The organism is Xanthomonas sp. CFBP 8443, from assembly GCF_025666195.1.
GTDB lineage: Bacteria > Pseudomonadota > Gammaproteobacteria > Xanthomonadales > Xanthomonadaceae > Xanthomonas_A.
Map to the genome: position 1 here is coordinate 3,847,098 of NZ_CP102592.1, position 17,670 is coordinate 3,864,767.

Sequence of the window (17,670 nt, forward strand, 5' to 3'; positions counted from 1 at the left end):
GACAGCGGTGGCGCCACAGCAAGCGGCAGATGCCACGATTTATCGCGGTGCAGCAAAAAATGCAGCGTATTCAGCGACCTATTTCGCGCATTCAGGCGCCATGTTTCCGACGAGCGGCGTCCGCTGCGGTCAAGTCGGCGGAGGTGCCGGCCGATACTGAAAGACATTCACCATGAACCGCTGACGCGAATGGACTGCGCCAGCGCTTCCCAGCCGGTAGACGCCATGACCTTGCCAGACGCCTCAGCCCTGCCGCCGACCGGCACCTCCCGCCTGCAGGCTCGCCCGCTCCTGCTCGCCCTGGCCTATGCGCTGGGGTTGCTGGCGATGGCGCTGTACGCGCTGCACGTCGGCCGCCAACTCGGACCGAACGGACCGGCGCTGGCGCGCCTGGCGCCGGCACTGGCGATCGGCGCGCTGCTGGTGGCGGCGCTGTACTGGGCCGGCCTGCGGCTCGCGGCGCCGTCGCTGCAGCGCGCGGTGCAGGCCGTGCAGGCGCTGGGCGAGGGCCGTTTCGAGCAGCGCCTGCCCCCCGCCGGCAACGGCGCGGACGCCGCGCTGCTGCGTGCGCTGCAGGCCGCGCAGGCGCGGCTGGCCGCGCGCCAGGCCGAGACCGAGGCCGAACTGGGCCGCGGCCGCTTCGTGATCCAGGCGCTGGACGACCTGGACACCATGGTCCGCATCGCCGACGACGACGGCCGCGTGCACTTCGCCAACCGCAAGCTGCTGCAGATGCTGCGCGCGATCGAGCCGGACGTGCAGAGCTTCCGCCCCGACTTCCACGCTGAAGGGTTCGTCGGCGGCAGCATCGGCGACATCTATCCCGACAGCCAGGCCGCGATCGACCGCATGCGCGCGCTGACCGGCTCCAAGCGCGTGCGCGCGCCGTTCTTCGGCCGCCAGATCGACTTCGTCTACAGCCCGATCAGCGGCGCCGACGGCGTGCGCCTGGGCACCATCGCGCAGTGGGAGGAGGTGACCGCGCAGGTCGCTGCCGAGCAGGCGCTGACCACGGTGATCGAGGCCGCCGCGCACGGCGATTTCAGCCGCCGCATCGATACCGCGGCGATGGACGGCGTGCTCAAGGCGCTGGCCGAGGGCGTCAACCGCATCTCCGATTCGGTGGAGAACAATCTGGCCGCGCTGGCCGCCGCGCTGGCCGCACTGGCCGAAGGCGACCTCACCCATCGCGTCGACGGCGACGCGCAGGGCGTGTTCGCGCAACTGCGCGAAGACACCAACCGCACCGTGGCCAAGCTGACCGAGATCATCGTCGGCATCCAGGGCGCGGTCGAAGCGATCCGCCGCGCCTCGATGGAGATCGCCGCCGGCAACACCGACCTGTCCGACCGCACCGAGCAGCAGGCGGCGAGCCTGGAGGAAACCGCCAGCTCGATGGAAGAACTGACCTCGGCGGTGAAACAGAACGCCGACAACGCGCAGCAGGCCAATGGCCTGGTGCAGAGCACCGGCGAAATCGCCCAGTCCGGCGGCAAGGTGATGGACGAGGTGGTCGCCACGATGAGCGCGATCAGCACTTCGTCGCGGCGCATCGGCGAGATCATCAGCGTCATCGACGGCATCGCCTTCCAGACCAACATCCTGGCGCTGAACGCGGCGGTGGAAGCCGCGCGCGCCGGCGAGCAGGGCCGCGGCTTCGCCGTGGTCGCCTCGGAAGTGCGCTCGCTGGCGCAGCGCTCGGCGGATGCGGCCAAGGAGATCAAGGGCCTGATCGAGGACTCCACGAACAAGGTGACGCTGGGCTCGGGGCTGGTGAACCGGGCCGGCGCGACCATGCACGAGATCGTCGGCTCGGTGCAGCGCGTGACCGGGCTCATCGGCGAGATCAGCGCCGCCAGCGTCGAACAGTCCAGCGGCATCGAGCAGGTCAACCGCACGGTGATGCAGCTGGACGAAGTGACCCAGCGCAACGCCGCGCTGGTCGAGGAAGCGACCGCCGCTGCCCGCAGCATGGAAGAACAGGCCGGCAGCCTGGCCACGGCGGTGGCGGTGTTCCGCATCGAACCCGACCGCGGCCACGCCGGCGGCAACGTCACTCCGCTGCTGCGTAGCGCGGGCTAGGCGACGCGCAGCCGACGCGCGGGCGCGCTGCGTGTCGCGCCGACCGCGGCAGCTGCGCGGCGGCTCAACCATTTGGTCGCTCGGTCGCTGCATCGCCGGCGAATTGTGCTTTTGCGGGAGCGACTCCCACAACGCAGGATTGACCGACCGGCGCCAGTCTGGCCCGTGTGCCATATCGGAGCGATGTGTGGGGAGCGGACTCGGTGCCGAGAGCCATCGGTCGCGACGCGCCAAATAGTGGCAGCCTCGGCGGCGATCGTTCCGAACTCGGCTGCGGCACGACCGAGCCGGCGGCCAGCGCGTTGCCCCCAGTCGCATCCCCGCCTCACAGCGATTGCACGCGGCACCGCTGCAGGAATCGCATCACCTGAATCCGAGCGCCCGCAGGCGACCGCACCGCCGGCCGCGTCACTCCAGGAAGCGCGAACGCTGCTCCGGGTCGGGCAGGAAGCACTGCGCAGTGGTGCCGAACCACCGATAGCGGTTGCGCGCGAGCAGCCGGTACGCCGCGTCGCGCCAGCGCCGCGGCACTACGCGCAGTGCCGCCACGATGCGCCATGGGCCGCCGAGGCCGGCGATCACGCCGATCGCCGCATCCGAGTCGGTCCAGGCGCGCTCCGGGGTCAGCAGCAGGAACGAGAGCGGATCGTCCGGATCCAGCCCGTTGTCGCGCAGCAGCGTGCGCCCGCTGGCCGATTGCAGCGCGGCGAAGCGATAGCGGCCGCGGCGATCGAATCGCAGCAGGAAGCGTACCCAGCCGCTGCACAGCACGCACACCCCGTCGAACACGACGACGATCGCGCTGCCGGCGGCCGCGGCGGGCACTGCGCCGCGCGGGCGCTCAGGCCGGCGCAAGCCAACCCTCGTAGCGAATGAACGGGCCGATCCACGGCAGCGCCACCTCGACCAGGAACGCATAGCGGCCGTCGCGTTCGCTTTCGCGGCAATGCACGCCGGCCAGCCAGCGCCGCGGCAGCGGCAGCACGCCGAACGCCCAGGCGCGCGCGGCGCGCCAGACGATGGCCGTGCCGTCCACGCGCAGCGCGAATTCGAATTCGACCGCGCCCAGGCGTTCGCGCAGCCGCCCGTCCTGCAGCCACAGCCGCGACGGCATCGCATGTGTACCGAAACGGCGTTCCCAGCGCTCGCCCTGCGCATCGGCGCTGAACGTCACCGCGACCGGCACCGCGGCGCCGGCCGGCGGCAACCGCGCCAGCCACGCGCACAGCGGCAGCAGCGGATGCCGGCCGCGGCGCACCTCGGCATGACCGGCGTAGCGCTGCCGCTGCGGCACCGAGTGCAGCGCGCGCAGCGCCGGCGGCAACTGCGCGAAATCGTCGCCGAGCAGTTGCGCGAACAGCGGCGCGCTCAGTCCGCGATCCATGCCAGCGTGGCCATGCGCCCGCTGCGGCGGTCGCGGCGATAGGAATAGAAGCGCTGCGGCGCGGAGATCGTGCACAGCCCGCCGCCGTACACCTGCGCAGGATCCAACCCGGCCGCGGCCAGGCGTTGCCGCGCCAGCGCATACAGATCCACGCGCCAATGGCCGGGGCGGGTCGCGACGAAGGCGCTGGCGGCGGCCGGATCGTGGCCCAGGAAGGCATCGCGCACGTTGGCGCCGATCTCGTACGCCTGCGGCCCCGCCGCCGGCCCCAGCCAGGCCTGCAGCTGCGCCGGCGGCGTGCGCAGCGCGGCGACGGTGGCTTCCAGCATGCCGGCGGCCAGGCCCTGCCAGCCGGCATGCGCGGCGCCGACCTCGCTGCCGTCGCGGGCGGCGAACACCACCGGCAGGCAATCGGCGGTCAGGATCGCCAGAACCACCCCGGGCACGGCGGTGACCGCGGCATCGGCGGTCGGTTCGGCGTCGATGCCGACCGCGGCGGGCGGCCGCTCGAAGCGCAGCACCTGCACCCCGTGCACCTGCCGCAGCCAATGCGGCGGCGACGGCAGCGCCAGGCGCTCGGCGAGTTCGTCGCGGTTGCGCTGCACCGTGGCCGGGTCGTCGCCGTCGGCGGCGCTGCGGTTGCCCAGGTTGAAGCGGTCGAACGGCGGCAACGAAGCGCCGGCGCCATATCGCAGCGTGGTCAGCGCGCGCGCCCGCGGCGGTGCCGGCCAATCGGCGGCCAGGGCGAAGTCGGTGAAGTCGGTCATGAGCACATGGCCCGGGACCACGCAATGCAGGCGAACGGCGCCAGCGGGCGCAGCGCCGCGCTACCGACGGCGACCGCCTGCGCTGCGACGGCCGCGTGGGCGTATCGGAAACCACCACGCCGGCCGCGCGTCCCCGCCGCCTGCACCGGCACGCCAAGCCGTGTCGCCCATTCCCGGGCACGTCCGCTCGGGAATGAGCGAACGGCCCCAGGCCCACGCTCGCCCACCGGCGCCATCCTCAGCGCCGCGTCTGCTCGGCGGCCAGCCGCGAGTCCTCGCGCAGCGCCGCCAGCAGGCGCTGCAGGTCGGCCGGCACCGTGGCGGTGGCGCGCACCGGCTCGCCATGGACGGGATGCTTGAACTCCAGCGTCTCGGCATGTAGCGCCTGGCGCTTGAAGCCGCGCAATTCGGCGATCAGCGTCTCGGTGGCGCCCTTGGGCAGCTTCAGCGGGCCGCCGTACAGCGGGTCGCCGATGATCGGGTGCTTCAGGTGCGCCATGTGCACGCGGATCTGGTGGGTGCGCCCGGTCTCCAGGCGGCACTCCAGCGCGGTATGCGCGCGGAAGCGCTCGCGCAGCCGGTAGTGGGTGACCGCGTCGCGGCCGTCCTCGCGCACCGCCATGCGCAGGCGGTCGCGCGGGTGGCGGTCGATCGGCGCATCGGCGGTGCCGCCGGAAACCAGCGGCCCGCCCACCACCGCCAGGTACTGGCGGTGCACGTCGCGCGCCGACAGCTGCGCCACCAGCGAGGTGTGCGCCGGCAGCGTGCGCGCCACCACCATCGCGCCGCTGGTGTCCTTGTCCAGGCGGTGCACGATGCCCGCGCGCGGCAGCGCCGCCAGCGACGGGTCGCGGTACAGCAGGGCGTTGACCAGGGTGCCGCTGGGGTTGCCGGCGCCCGGGTGCACGACCAGCCCGGCCGGCTTGTTCAGCACGATGACCTGGTCGTCCTCGTACAGCACCTCCAGCGGGATGTCCTCCGGCAGCGCGTGGGTCTGGGTCTCCAGCACCACGTGCAGGCTGGCGATCTCGCCGCCGCGCAGGGCGTCGCGTGGCCGTGCCGGGGCGCCGTCCAGCAGCGCGTCGCCGGACTTGATCCATTCGGCCAGGCGCGAGCGCGAGAATTCGGGAAACAGCTCGGCCAGCACCGCGTCGAAGCGGCGGCCGGCTGCATGGTCGGGCACGCGCGCCTGGCGCGGGCCGTCGGAGGCGGCGTCCTCGGGGGAGTCCGGGAGGGTATTGGGCATGAAAAGGGCACGGCTACGTCGGAAAGGGAGGGTCGCGGCGGCCGTAGTCAGTCGCCGGACAGGCCACTAGGCTATCATCGCCCCTTCGTATTCCTGACGTGTCCTGCCCGAACCCATGATCCGACGCTCCGTCTCGCTCTCCGCGCACGTCCGTTTCATCGCCCTGATGCTGGTCATGGTCGTCGTGGCGACGGGTTGCCACCGCCAGAAGAACAAGAATCCCGAGGAAGGGATGCCGGTGGAGCAGCTCTACCAGAAGGCGCACTCGCAGATGCAGAGCGGCAACTGGGCCGGCGCCGAGGGCAGCTTCAAGCGCCTGATCGCGCAATATCCCTACGGCCAGTACACCGAGCAGGCGATGATCGAGACCGCCTACGCCCAGTTCAAGGCCGGCAAGCACGACGACGCGGTGTCCAGCATCGACCGCTTCATCCGCACCTACCCGACCCACCGCAACATCGCCTACATGTACTACCTGCGCGCGCTGTCCAACGGCAATCGCGACACCGTGTTCCTGCGCCGGGTCTGGTCGCTGGATCCGAGCCGCCGCGATCTGTCCACGCCGCAGCAGGCCTACGCCGACTTCAACATCGTCGCCGAGCGCTATCCGAACAGCCGCTACGCCGCCGACGCGCGCCAGCGCATGATCGCGCTGCGTAACGTGTTCGCCCAGCAGGAGCTGGACAACGCGCTGTACTACCTGCGCCGCGACGCCTGGGTCTCGGCCGCCGGCCGCGCCACCTACCTGCTGGAAACCTATCCGCAGAGCGCCTACCAGTACGACGCGGTGGCGGTGCTGGCCGAGGCCTATACCCATCTGGGCAACAAGCCGCTGGCCGACGACGCGCGCCGGGTGCTGGAACTCAACGATCCCAAGCATCCGTGGCTGACCGGCCACTGGCCGAAGTACCCGTGGATGATCCGCAAGCTCAACCCGTTCGCCGGCGAGAAGTCCGCTTCCACCGGCCAGTCCAACTCGGAAATGGCCCGCTGAGCCAACCGCCGGACGCAACGACACAGGGGCCGCAAGGCCCCTTTTCGTTTGCCGACGCAGGCAACGGCCGGCAAGCGGGCGTTTGCTAGAACCGGCCGCTGCTCCGCCCGAACAGACGCGATCTGCGTGTGGTCCGCGACCGCTGCAGCCAATGCGCCCGACCCCATCGAGCAGCTGTCGCCAACCGGGCAAGTCGTCCACGCGTTCGCGCGCCGACCGGCGCCGCCCGGCTATGCTGGCGGCATGTTCGAACTGCATCAGGTCACCCGCCGCTACGGCGAGGCACTCGCGCTGGACCGGGTCGATCTGCGCATCGCCCCCGGCCGCACCACCGCGCTGATCGGCCCCAGTGGCGCCGGCAAGTCCAGCGTGCTGCGCATGCTGCTCGGGCTGGAGTGGCCGGACGTCGGTGAGGTCCGCTTCCAGGGCGAGCCGCTGCGCCGCGCCACGTTGCTGGCGCAGCGCCGCCGCATCGGCTACGTGATCCAGGAGGGCGGTCTGTTCCCGCACCTGAGCGCGCGCGACAACGCCGCGCTGCTGGCGCAGACCCTGGGCTGGGCGCGGCCGCGCATCGACGCCCGCCTGCACGCGCTGGCCGCGCTGTGCCGCCTGCCGGATGCGCTGCTGGCGCGCTATCCGGCCGAACTGTCCGGCGGCCAGCGCCAGCGCGTCGGCCTGATCCGCGCGTTGCTGCTGGACCCGCCGGTGCTGCTGCTGGACGAACCGCTGGGCGCGCTCGACCCGATCGTGCGCCACGAGCTGCAGACGCAGATGCGCGAGCTGTTCGCGCTGCTCGGCAAGACCGTGGTGCTGGTGACCCACGATGTCGCCGAAGCCGCCTACCTGGGCGACACGCTGGTGCTGATGCGCGGCGGGCGCATCGTGCAGCAAGGCAGCCTGCGCGACCTGCTGGACACGCCGGCCGACCCGTTCGTCGGCCAGTTCCTGCACGCACAACGCACGCTGGAGGATGCGCGGTGACGGCGCCGATGCGGCGCCACGCGGCGGTGCTGCTCGTGCTCGCCGCGGCGCTCGCCCTGCTCGCCAGCAGCGCAGCGGCGGCGCCGGAGAAAGTCGTGGTCGGCTCGAAGAACTTCACCGAGGCGGTGGTGCTCGGCGAGATCGCCGCCGGCGCCGGACGCCAGGCCGGCGTGGAGGTCGAGCACCGGCGCCAGCTCGGCGGCACCCGCATCCTGTGGCGCGCGCTGGAGCAGGGTTCGATCGACGCCTATGCCGAATACACCGGCACCCTGGCCGCGGAACTGCTGCAGTTGCCCGACGCCGACGATGCCGCGTTGCGCCGCGCCTTGGCGCAGCGCGGCCTGGCGATGAGCGCACCGCTGGGCTTCGACAACACCTATGCGTTCGGCATGCGCCGGCAACGCGCGCAGGCGCTGGGCATCGTGCGCCTCTCCGACCTGGCCGCGCATCCGTCGCTGAAGTTCGGGCTCAGCAACGAATTCGTATCGCGCGCCGACGGCTGGCCCGGGGTGCGCGACGCCTACCAGTTGCCGCAGACGCCGACCGGGCTGGACCACGACCTGGCCTATCGCGCCCTGGACAGCGGCGCGATCGACCTCACCGACCTGTACAGCACCGACGCCGAGATTCCCGCGCACGACCTGCTGGTACTGCAGGACGACCGCCGCTACTTCCCGCGCTACGCCGCGGTGTTCCTGTATCGCAGCGACCTGGCGCAGCGCGCGCCGCGCTTCGTGCAGGCGCTGGAGGGCCTGGGCGGGCGCATCGACGCGGCGACGATGCAGCGGCTCAATGCCGAGGCGAAGCTGCACAAGCGCGCCGAAAGCGCGATCGCCGCGCAGTGGCTGGGCGTCGCCGCACCGGCGCAGGACAGCCGGCTGTCGCGCCTGCTGCAGCGCACCCGCGAACACCTGGCGCTGGTCGGCCTGTCGCTGGGCCTGGCCCTGCTGCTGGCGCTGCCGCTGGGCATCCTCGCCGCCAACCGGCCGCGGCTGGGCCAGGTGGTGCTGTCGCTGACCGGGGTGCTGCAGACGCTGCCGTCGCTGGCGGTGTTCGTGTTCATGATTCCGCTGTTCGGCATCGGCGCGAAACCCGCCATCGCCGCGCTGTTCCTGTACAGCCTGCTGCCGATCGTGCGCAACACCCATGCCGGCCTGACCGGCATCGCCCGCGACCTGCGCGAGACCGCCGCGGCGATCGGCCTGCCGCCGGGCACGCGGCTGTGGCGGATCGAACTGCCACTGGCCTTGCGCACCATCCTGGCCGGCATCAAGACCGCCGCGGTGATCAACGTCGGCACCGCCACCCTGGGCGCACTGATCGGCGCCGGCGGCTACGGCCAGCCGATCCTCACCGGCATCCGCCTGGACGACATCGGCCTGATCCTGGAAGGCGCGGTGCCGGCAGCGATGCTGGCGCTGCTGGCGCAGGCGCTGTTCGAAGGCCTGGAGCGCTGGCTGACCCCGCGCGGCCTGCGCCTGGCGGCGCGGCGCTGAGGCCGGCGCGCCTGCTTGTTGCGCATCGGAACGACAATGAAAGCATCCGCCGGCGCCCGGCCATCGATCGCACTGCGACAACGGCCAGCAACCGTCTTCGGAACCCGTCGGGACTGAAGTCCCTCCCACAGTGCACCCATCCGACTCGCCGCAAGCCCCTGTAGGAGCGGCTTCAGCCGCGACAAACGAAGCGGCAAGCCTCCAGCCCCGGTGAGAAGTCAGGGCTGAAGCTCCTCTACATGCACCCAGCAAGCCCACCGCAAGCCCCCCTGTGGGAGCGACTTCAGTCGCGACGAACGAAGCGGCACGCCCAGACTCCGATGACAGTCCGGGCTAAAAATCCAACGCAACCTCAGCCCTCCCGCACAAGAACGCTCCGAACGCGCACTCACCCGTGCGCCACGGCAACCATCTCCCGCGCCAGCCCACGCATCGCCTCCGGCGTCAGCTGTAGGTACGGCGCGATGCGCAACGCGCCGTGGCGGTGGGTGCAGATCACCTGCGCGCTCTGCAGCCATGGCAGCAACGCCTGCAGCGCAGGCGCCGGCGGCCGCAGCGCGGACAGGTGCGGCGCATGCCCCGGCACGGTCCAGTCGCCACCGCCCTGCGCCCGCAGCTCATCCTCGAATGCCGCGCCGAGTTCGCCCAGCCGCGCCGCGATCCGCGCCGGCTGCCAGTGCCGCAGCTGCTGCAGCGCCGCGGTCGCCATCGCCAACCGCAGCGGTTCGGCGACGCCACCGGCATCGAAACGACGCGTGCCGGCGCGGAACGGCGGCAGCGCGTCGGCCGGGAAGTTCCAGTCGGCGCCCGGATCGCGGGCTTGCCAATGGTGTTCGATCGGCACGCCGTGCGCGCGCCAGTGCGGCGAGGCCCAGAGCCAGGCCAGCCCCAGCGGCCCGAGCAGCCACTTGTGCCCGACCGCGACCACGAAATCCGGCCGCCACGCCGCCAGTCGCGCCGGCAGCACGCCCAGGCTCTGGCTCAGGTCCAGCACCAGCGCTGCGCCGGCCGCATGCACGCGCGCGGCGATGCGGTCCAGGTCCAGCAACGTGCCGTCGCGCCAGTAGGCATGCGGCAGCGTCGCGATCCGCACCCGCGGCTCGGCGTCCAGGGCCGCCAGCACCGCCTCGGTCCAGTCCTGCTGCGGTCCACGCCGCACCACCGCCAGCTGCGCCCCGGTCTCGGCGCAGCGCTGCTGCCACAGCAACAGGTTCGACGGAAACTGGCCGTCCAGCAGCAACACCGCCTCGCCCGCCGCCAGCGGCAATTGCCGCGCCGCGGTGGCCAGCCCATAGGCGGCCGACGGCACCATCGCCAGGCCGTCGACGTCGCCGTCGAACAGCGTCGCCGCGGCCAGGGCGCGCAGGTCTTCGATCTGCTCCCGCCAGGCCGCGAAGGACAGCGTCCACGGCGCGACCGAATCGGCCAGCGCCGCCTGCCCGGCGGCCAGCACGCTGGCCAGCCGCGGCCCCTTGCTGGCGGTGTCCAGATAACGCACGCCGTCGGGCAGGACGAAGGCGTGCGGCGCCTGCGCGAGGTCGACCGGCGCCGGCACCGCGGTACCGGTCGCAGGGGCCCACAGGGAGGCGTTGGACGGGATTGCTGTAGACATAGGAAATGAGGCCGTTTGACGCGACGGGGATCAGGCCCGCCAAGATCGCATTGACCGGGCTAGCGTAACGCGACGTTCCACCACGCATGACGGCATGTTCACGGTCTTCCCCTAAGCTTGGCGGATGCACTCGACCTCTCAGGCGGCTTCCCCCACGCCCATGGCGTCCGGCGTACCGCTGTCGGCGCGTTTCCGCAGCGTGCGCCAGCGCACCCGCCAGCTCGCCGCGCCGCTGAGCGAGGAAGATGCGATGGTGCAGAGCATGGACGATACCAGTCCGGCGAAGTGGCACCTCGCACATACCACGTGGTTCTTCGAACGCTTCGTGCTCGGCGCCGACGACGGCTACCGCGCGGTCGATCCGCAGTGGGACTACCTGTTCAACAGCTACTACCAGAGCGTCGGCCCGATGCATGCGCGGCCGCGCCGCGGCGTGCTGTCGCGCCCGTCCCTGGCGCAGGTGCTGGACTACCGCGCCGAGGTCGAGGCGCGGGTGCTGGCGCGGCTGCAGGCCGGCGACCTGTCGGCGCAGACGCTGCAGGTGCTGGAACTCGGCCTGCACCACGAGCAACAGCACCAGGAGCTGCTGCTGACCGACATCAAGCACGCGTTCTGGAGCAATCCGCTGGCTCTGGCGTATCGCCACGATCTGGCCGTGACCCAGGCACCGGCCACCGCGCTGCGCTGGATCCAGCGCGACGAGCAGCTGTGCGAGATCGGCGCGCCTGGCTGGCCGGCGCATGCGGCCTTCGCCTACGACAATGAGTCGCCGCGGCACCGCGTGCTGGTGCCGGCGCATGCGCTGGCCAGCCGTCCGGTGAGCAATGCCGAATACGCGGACTTCGTTGCCGACGGCGGCTACCGCAACGTGGCCCTGTGGCTCAGCGACGGCTGGGCGCGGCGCACCGCCGAGGACTGGCAGCGGCCGCTGTACTGGCATGCCGACGGCGCGCGCGAGTTCACCCTGGGCGGCTGGCGCGAACGCGATCCGCATGCGCCGGTCTGCCACATCAGCCTGTTCGAGGCCGACGCCTACGCGCGCTGGGCCGGCGCCCGGCTGCCGACCGAAGCCGAATGGGAACAGGCCGCCACCGGCGTGGCCATCGCCGGCAATTTCGTCGACGCCGATGCGCTGCATCCGCAATCGGCCGCGCACGGCGACGCCGGCCTGCAGCAGTTGTTCGGCGATGTCTGGGAATGGACCGGCAGCGCCTACCTGGCCTACCCCGGCTTCCGTCCATGGTCGGGCGCGCTGGGCGAGTACAACGGCAAGTTCATGAACGCGCAGTGGGTGTTGCGCGGCGGCAGCTGCGCCACGCCGCACGACCACATCCGCGCCAGCTACCGCAACTTCTTTCCCTCCGATGCGCGATGGCAATTCGCCGGCGTGCGCCTGGCCAAGGATCCCGTATGAACGCCGCGACCGCCCGTGCCCTGACCGAAGCCGCGCTCACCGACCTGCATCCGCAACCGGACGACATCGCCGCCGATGCGATCGCCGGCCTGTCGCGCAGCCCCAAGCAATTGCCGTCCAAGTATTTCTACGACGCCGAAGGCTCGCGCCTGTTCGAGGCGATCACCCGCCAGCCCGAGTACTACCTGACCCGCACCGAGCTGGATCTGCTGGAAGCGCGGATGCCGTCGATCGCGCAGGCGGTGGGCAGCGGCGCGCACGTGGTGGAACTGGGCAGCGGCAGCGGGCGCAAGACCGAACTGCTGCTGGAAGGCCTACGCACGCCGGTGGCCTACACCCCGATCGAGATCTCGCGCGACATGCTGATGTCCAGCACCGCGCGCCTGGCCGAGCGCTTCCCGGGCATCCAGATGCTGCCGGTCTGCGCCGACTTCACCACCCCGGTGGCGCTGCCGGCGCCGCAGCGCAGCGCGCGCCGCACCCTGGTGTTCTTCCCCGGCTCCACGCTGGGCAACTTCACCCGCGAGGACGGCATCAAGCTGCTGGCGTCGATGCGCGCGACGATGCGCCAGGACGGCTGCGCGCTGATCGGCATCGACCTGGTCAAGGACGTGGCGGTGCTGGAGGCCGCCTACAACGATGCGGCCGGCGTCACCGCCGAGTTCACCGTGAACCTGCTGCGCCGGCTCAACCGCGAGATCGGCAGCGATTTCGACCTGGAGCAGTTCCGCCATCGCGCGGTGTATGCGCGCGAACGCGAGCGCATCGAGACCTTCCTGGTCAGCCAGCGCGCGCAGCAGGTCCGCGTGGGCGGACGCCGCTTCGACTTCGCCGCCGGTGAGGCCATGCAGGTCGAATACAGCCACAAGTACACCGACCAGAGCTTCGGCGAGATGGCCGCCGCGGCAGGCCTGCGCGTCAGCCACGGCTGGAACGCGCAGGACGATGCGTTCGGGTTGCGGTTGCTGCAGGTGGTGTGATTAAAGCCGGGACTCGGGACCGGGGACTCGGGACTCGGACAGCGGCGAATCCCGGATGCGGATGCTGTCGCGGTCCGCTCCTGTAGGAGCGGCTTCAGCCGCGACCGGCACTCACACCCATCCTGGGAACTGCCACGAAGGTCCGCGAGACCGCGGCGTTCTCTCCCGCCTACGCCTGATACCCGTTGGTGATCGGATAGCGCCGTTCGCGGCCGAACGCGCGCCGCGACACCTTCGGTCCCGGCGCGGCCTGGTGCCGTTTCCATTCGGTGATGCGCACCAGCCGCACCACGTGATCCACCACCTCCGCGGCGTAGCCGGCGGCGACGATCTCGTCGCGCGACTCCTCCTGGTCGACGTAGCGGTACAGGATGCCGTCGAGCACGTCGTAGGGCGGCAGCGAATCCTGGTCGGTCTGGTTGGCGCGCAGTTCCGCCGACGGCGGCCGCGCGATCACCGCCGGCGGGATCACCGGCGCGCCGCCGACCGTGTTGCGCCATTTCGCCAGGCCGAACACCTCGGTCTTGTACAGGTCCTTGAGCGGCGCATAGCCACCGCACATGTCGCCGTAGATGGTGGCGTAGCCGACCGCATACTCGCTCTTGTTGCCGGTGGTCAGCAGCAGCCCGCCGAACTTGTTGGCCAGCGCCATCAGGATCACGCCGCGGCTGCGCGACTGCAGGTTCTCTTCGGTGACGTCGGCCTTGGTGCCTTCGAACATCGGGCCGAGCGCTTTCAACAAGCCTTCGAACGCCGGCTCGATCTCCACCGTCTCCAGCTTCACGCCCAGCGCGCGGCATTGTTCGTCGGCCAGGTCGTTGGACAGCCCAGCGGTGTAGCGCGACGGCAGCCGCACCGCGGTGACGTTGTCGGCGCCGAGCGCATCCACCGCCATCGCCAGCACCAGCGCCGAATCGATGCCGCCGGACAGGCCCAGCCACACCTTGGAAAACCGGTTCTTGCCGCAGTAGTCCTGCAACCCGCGCACCACCGCGCGCCAGGCCAGCGCGTCCATGCTCTCGTCGCCGTCGTCGATCCAGCGCAACGGGGTGAACGCGCGCGTCTGCGTCGCGTAGTCCACCACCAGCCATTGGTCGGTGAACGCGGCCGCGGCCGGATGCACGCTGCCGTCGCCGTCGGCGACCACCGAGGCGCCGTCGAACACCAGCGCATCCTGGCCGCCGACGACGTTGAGATAGGCCAGCGCCACGCCGGTCTCGCGCACGCGCTCGGCCAGCAGCGCATCGCGCTGCGCGTGCTTGCCGCGCTCGAACGGCGAGGCATTGGGCACCAGCACCAATTCGGCGCCGTGGCGCGCGGTATCGGCCAGCGGCTCGGGAAACCACAGGTCCTCGCAGATCACCAGGCCGACCTGGGTGCCCTTGACCTCGAACACGCAGCTGCCGCCGTCCGGATCGGCGTCGAAATAGCGGCGCTCGTCGAACACTGCGTAGTTGGGCAGTTCGCGCTTGCGGTAGGTGGTTTCGATGCGCCCGCCGCGCAGCACGCTGGCCGCGTTGTAGACCACGCTGCCGGCGCTCTGCGGCCAGCCGAGCACCGCGACGATGCCGTGCACGCGCACCGCGATGCGCTGCACCGCCAGTTCGCAATCGGCGAGGAAACCCGGGCGCAGCAGTAGGTCCTCCGGCGGATAGCCGCTGACCGCCAGTTCCGGAAACAACACGATGTCGGCGCCGTACTCGTCGCGCGCCTCGTCGATCATCGCGATGATCCGGTCGGTGTTCTGGGCCACGGCGCCGACCGGGAAATCGAACTGGGCCATGGCGATGCGAAGGGAAGAAGACATGGACAACCTTGCAGAGGCAGAAGGGGGAAGCCGTGCCGCGGTCGCGGATGCGGCGACCGCGCGGCGGACGGGGATGGCATCCGCACGGCGGCGAAGCGCAGTGTAGCGCCGCACCGCGCCGCGGCCGACGACCCGGGTTCACCTTTCCGCGCTGTGCCTCATCAGGGAGGACATGTTGCGGTTCGACTGGCGTACCGTGGGAGGAACTTCAGTTCGACGGGTTCGGAAGCCGGTCGCTGATGGACTGCGCGTCGCGACTAGAAGTCGCTCCCACAAGGAGCGACACCGGGTGCCGACTGGCTGCAATGTGGGAGGGGATTCAGTCCCGACAGGCTCCGAAGCCGATCGCCGGCCGACGGTGGGTCGCGGCTGAAGCCGCTCCTACAAGAGCGAAAATGCGGGGGTGCCGGCTGGGTGCACTGTGGGAGGGACTTCAGTCCCGACAGGCTCCGAAGCCGATCGCTGATGGACTCCGCGTCGCGACTGAAGTCGCTCCCACAAGGAGCGACCCGGGTGCCTGCTAGCTGCACTGTGGGAGGGACTTCAGTCCCCAACGCATTCCCTAAGCTGGTCGCGGGCCGACGGCAGATCGCTGCTAAGCCACCTCCCACAAGAGCGAACATGCCGGGCGCTGATGGACTCCATGTCGCGACTGAAGTCGCTCTCGCAACGAGCGGCAAGCCCGCGCATCGCCTCAGCCGTTGCCGCGACTGCCGGCCCGCGCGCGGCGGCGCCGGCGCCAGCGCCGCCACAGTGCCACCACGGCCGCGAGCAGCGCCAGCGCGACGACGCCCAGCGTCGCCATGCGCGCGGCCACGCCGTGCTGGAACACCACCTCCTTGCCCTGCCCATCGAGCGCATAGGCGATCACGTAGTCGCCCATCGGCCCCATGCCCTCGCGGCCGCCGGCGGCGATCACCAGGTATTGCTTGCCGCCGACCGCATAGACCGATGGCGTGGCCTGGCCGCCGGCCGGCAGCTTGGCGTCCCACAGGGTCTTGCCGCTGGCGCTGTCGAGCGCGCGCAGGCGGGCGTCGGCGGCCGCGGCGATGAAGGTCAACCCGCTCGCGGTGGTCACCGCGCCGCCGAGCAGCGGCGTGCCCACCTCCAGCGGCAGCCACGGCAACTTCTCTTCCAATGTGCCGAGCGGGCGTTCCCAGGCGATCTTGCGCGTGCGCAGATCGACCGCCACCAGCCGTCCCCACGGTGGCTTGACGCAGGGAATGCCGCCGGACGAGGCCAGCATGCCGCGGCGCATGTAGTACGGCGTGCCTTGCATGTCGTTGAACTGCTGGTCGGGATGGCGCGCGTGGTCGGCCTCGCTGAAGCGTTCGCGCGGGATCAGCGCCACCTGCATCGGCAGGTCCGATACCGGCATGATCGCCAGCTGGCGCTGCGGGTCCACCGCGATCCCACCCCAGTTCACCCCGCCGGCCCAGCCCGGCAGCGCGATCGTGCCGCGCACGCTGGGCGGGGTGAACAGGCCTTCCGAGCGCAGCCCGGCGATCAGCGCCTCGCACTCGCGGCGTGCGCCCGGCGTAGCTCCCCAGGCATCCGCGGCGGTCAACGGCGTGTGCCGCGCCAGGCGCAGCGCCGGCTCGGGCATCGGCTGGGTCGGCGAAACGCGCTCGTCAGGCACATCCGTCGCCGGCACCGGCACCTCGCTGATCGGGAACACCGGGGCGCCGTCGCGACGGTCGAAGGCGAACAGGAAACCGGTCTTGGTCGCCTGCAGCACCGCCTCGCGCGGTCCCTGCGCGGTCTGCACCGTCGCCAGCACCGGCTGCGAGGCCAGGTCGTAGTCCCACAGGTCGTGATGCACCAGTTGCTGCGCCCACACCCGGCGGCCGCTGTGCAGGTCGAGTGCCACCAGCGAATTGGCGTCGCGGTTGTCGCCGAGGCGCTCGCCGCCGTAGTAGTCGGGGCTGGCCGAGCCGGTCGGCACGTAGACCAGACCCAACGCCAGGTCCACCGCCAGCGGCGCCCAGGCATTGCCGCCGCCGACCGTCGCGGCCTGCTCCGGCTGCCAGCCGGCCGCCGCCGCGGCGTCGGGCCCACGCGGCACCGGATCCCAGCGCCACAGCTCGCGGCCGCTGCGCACGTCGTAGCCGCGCACCACGCCCTGCTCCAGCGCATGCCCGCGGTTGTCGCCGATCGAACTGCCGACCACCATCACCTCGCCGGCCACCACCGGCGGCGAAGTCACCGCATAGTTGGCCCAGGCATCGCTGGGCGCATCGTGCACATCGACACCGGCATGCAGATCGATGCTGCCAGCATTGCCGAACCCGGCGCAGGGCCGGCCGTCGGCGGCGTCCAGCGCGATCAGCCTTGCATCCAGGGTGCCGAACACGATCCGCTCGCGGCATGCGCCCGCCGCGGCCTGCGCGTCGCGCCAGAAACTCACCCCGCGCGAGGCCGGATCGCTGTAGTGCTTGCCGCGCGCGACCTTGGCGTCGAACGACCACAGCTCGCGGCCGCTGGCCGCATCCAGCGCGAAGGCGATGCCGGTGCCTGTGACCAGGTACATGCGCCCGTCCACCACCAGCGGATTGGCCTCGAAGCGGCGCCGTTCCGGATCGGGCAGGCCCGCGCCGAGCTCGCCGGTGCGGAACGACCAGGCGATGCGCAGCCGCCCGACGTTGTCCGGGGTGATCTGGGTCAGCGGCGAATGCTGCCCGCCGCCGAGCGCCCCGGCATAGCTGGACCAGTCGCCCGGCGCCGCCGCACAGATCCCTCCCACGCCGAGCGCCAGTCCCGCACCGCACACCGCTGCCCGCCATCCACTGATCGCCATTCCGCTTCCCGTCGCATCCGAATTGCCGAGCAGTATCGACAACGCTTACTCGCTCGCAGCGGCCGAGGGAGCGCCGCGGTCGTCCCGGTGACCAGTGGTGGCCGGGCAGG

At 71.4% G+C, this 17,670-nt stretch carries 13 protein-coding genes; 6 read left to right on the forward strand and 7 right to left on the reverse strand.

From position 1 onward, the window contains the following. Window positions 1-225 precede the first annotated feature (225 nt). A complete protein-coding gene (locus NUG20_RS16075; RefSeq protein ID WP_263395435.1) occupies window positions 226-2,082 on the forward strand; it encodes a methyl-accepting chemotaxis protein in 1,857 nt (618 codons plus the stop codon). A 408-nt stretch (window positions 2,083-2,490) separates the two neighbouring features. Here the strand turns inward: NUG20_RS16075 and NUG20_RS16080 are convergent, their stop codons facing one another. The 4 genes from NUG20_RS16080 to rluD all read right to left on the reverse strand — a co-directional run bounded on the left by NUG20_RS16080 (window position 2,491) and on the right by rluD (window position 5,479). After that, window positions 2,491-2,907, reverse strand: a complete 417-nt coding sequence (locus tag NUG20_RS16080; RefSeq protein ID WP_263395436.1) for a thiol-disulfide oxidoreductase DCC family protein — start codon at window positions 2,905-2,907, stop codon at window positions 2,491-2,493. A 16-nt stretch (window positions 2,908-2,923) separates the two neighbouring features. Next, window positions 2,924-3,466: a DUF4166 domain-containing protein gene (locus NUG20_RS16085; RefSeq protein WP_263395437.1), complete on the reverse strand. Its 543-nt coding sequence runs from the start codon at window positions 3,464-3,466 to the stop codon at window positions 2,924-2,926. Continuing rightward, entirely contained in the window at window positions 3,451-4,233 is a 783-nt protein-coding gene (gene pgeF / locus NUG20_RS16090) for a peptidoglycan editing factor PgeF (RefSeq protein ID WP_263395438.1), read from the reverse strand. Before pgeF ends, NUG20_RS16085 begins: the two co-directional genes overlap by 16 nt. A 238-nt stretch (window positions 4,234-4,471) precedes the next feature. Then, window positions 4,472-5,479: a 23S rRNA pseudouridine(1911/1915/1917) synthase RluD gene (gene rluD / locus NUG20_RS16095; protein WP_263395439.1), complete on the reverse strand. Its 1,008-nt coding sequence runs from the start codon at window positions 5,477-5,479 to the stop codon at window positions 4,472-4,474. Window positions 5,480-5,594: 115 nt separating this feature from the next. Between rluD and NUG20_RS16100 the strand changes: the two genes are divergently transcribed. The 3 genes from NUG20_RS16100 to NUG20_RS16110 all read left to right on the forward strand — a co-directional run bounded on the left by NUG20_RS16100 (window position 5,595) and on the right by NUG20_RS16110 (window position 8,950). After that, window positions 5,595-6,473 (forward strand): outer membrane protein assembly factor BamD, encoded by an 879-nt coding sequence (locus tag NUG20_RS16100; RefSeq protein WP_263395440.1) that lies wholly within the window; start codon window positions 5,595-5,597, stop codon window positions 6,471-6,473. A 243-nt stretch (window positions 6,474-6,716) separates the two neighbouring features. Continuing rightward, entirely contained in the window at window positions 6,717-7,454 is a 738-nt protein-coding gene (locus NUG20_RS16105) for an ATP-binding cassette domain-containing protein (protein ID WP_263395441.1), read from the forward strand. 8 nt (window positions 7,455-7,462) lie between these two features. Beyond that, window positions 7,463-8,950 (forward strand): ABC transporter permease/substrate-binding protein, encoded by a 1,488-nt coding sequence (locus NUG20_RS16110; protein WP_263398509.1) that lies wholly within the window; start codon window positions 7,463-7,465, stop codon window positions 8,948-8,950. Between the two features lie 388 nt (window positions 8,951-9,338). Here NUG20_RS16110 and NUG20_RS16115 read toward each other — a convergent pair whose 3' ends face one another. Beyond that, a complete protein-coding gene (locus NUG20_RS16115) occupies window positions 9,339-10,532 on the reverse strand; it encodes an aminotransferase class V-fold PLP-dependent enzyme (RefSeq protein ID WP_263398510.1) in 1,194 nt (397 codons plus the stop codon). A 190-nt stretch (window positions 10,533-10,722) separates the two neighbouring features. On the opposite strand from NUG20_RS16115, the gene egtB reads away from it, so the two are divergent. Both egtB and egtD read left to right on the forward strand, forming a co-directional pair. Beyond that, window positions 10,723-11,976: an ergothioneine biosynthesis protein EgtB gene (gene egtB / locus NUG20_RS16120; RefSeq protein WP_263395442.1), complete on the forward strand. Its 1,254-nt coding sequence runs from the start codon at window positions 10,723-10,725 to the stop codon at window positions 11,974-11,976. Continuing rightward, the gene (egtD, locus tag NUG20_RS16125; RefSeq protein WP_263395443.1) at window positions 11,973-12,956 is read left to right on the forward strand and encodes an L-histidine N(alpha)-methyltransferase; all 984 of its coding nucleotides are present in this window, start codon (window positions 11,973-11,975) and stop codon (window positions 12,954-12,956) included. Before egtB ends, egtD begins: the two co-directional genes overlap by 4 nt. Window positions 12,957-13,125: 169 nt before the next feature. Here the strand turns inward: egtD and NUG20_RS16130 are convergent, their stop codons facing one another. After that, on the reverse strand, window positions 13,126-14,763 hold the full coding sequence (locus tag NUG20_RS16130; protein WP_263395444.1) for an NAD+ synthase: 1,638 nt from the start codon (window positions 14,761-14,763) through the stop codon (window positions 13,126-13,128). A gap of 694 nt (window positions 14,764-15,457) precedes the next feature. Beyond that, entirely contained in the window at window positions 15,458-17,560 is a 2,103-nt protein-coding gene (locus tag NUG20_RS16135) for a pyrroloquinoline quinone-dependent dehydrogenase (RefSeq protein WP_263395445.1), read from the reverse strand. Between the last annotated feature and the right edge of the window lie 110 nt (window positions 17,561-17,670).

Excerpts from the sequence above, each read along its gene's own strand:
- egtB (WP_263395442.1), top strand. The coding sequence starts at position 10,723 with ATGGCGTCCGGCGTACCGCTGTCGGCGCGTTTCCGCAGCGTGCGCCAG.
- NUG20_RS16105 (WP_263395441.1), top strand. The coding sequence starts at position 6,717 with ATGTTCGAACTGCATCAGGTCACCCGCCGCTACGGCGAGGCACTCGCG.
- egtD (WP_263395443.1), top strand. The coding sequence starts at position 11,973 with ATGAACGCCGCGACCGCCCGTGCCCTGACCGAAGCCGCGCTCACCGAC.
- NUG20_RS16110 (WP_263398509.1), top strand. The coding sequence starts at position 7,463 with ATGCGGCGCCACGCGGCGGTGCTGCTCGTGCTCGCCGCGGCGCTCGCC.
- NUG20_RS16100 (WP_263395440.1), top strand. The coding sequence starts at position 5,595 with ATGATCCGACGCTCCGTCTCGCTCTCCGCGCACGTCCGTTTCATCGCC.
- rluD (WP_263395439.1), bottom strand. The coding sequence starts at position 5,479 with ATGCCCAATACCCTCCCGGACTCCCCCGAGGACGCCGCCTCCGACGGC.
- pgeF (WP_263395438.1), bottom strand. The coding sequence starts at position 4,233 with ATGACCGACTTCACCGACTTCGCCCTGGCCGCCGATTGGCCGGCACCG.
- NUG20_RS16075 (WP_263395435.1), top strand. The coding sequence starts at position 226 with ATGACCTTGCCAGACGCCTCAGCCCTGCCGCCGACCGGCACCTCCCGC.
- NUG20_RS16085 (WP_263395437.1), bottom strand. The coding sequence starts at position 3,466 with ATGGATCGCGGACTGAGCGCGCCGCTGTTCGCGCAACTGCTCGGCGAC.
- NUG20_RS16130 (WP_263395444.1), bottom strand. The coding sequence starts at position 14,763 with ATGTCTTCTTCCCTTCGCATCGCCATGGCCCAGTTCGATTTCCCGGTC.
- NUG20_RS16135 (WP_263395445.1), bottom strand. The coding sequence starts at position 17,560 with ATGGCGATCAGTGGATGGCGGGCAGCGGTGTGCGGTGCGGGACTGGCG.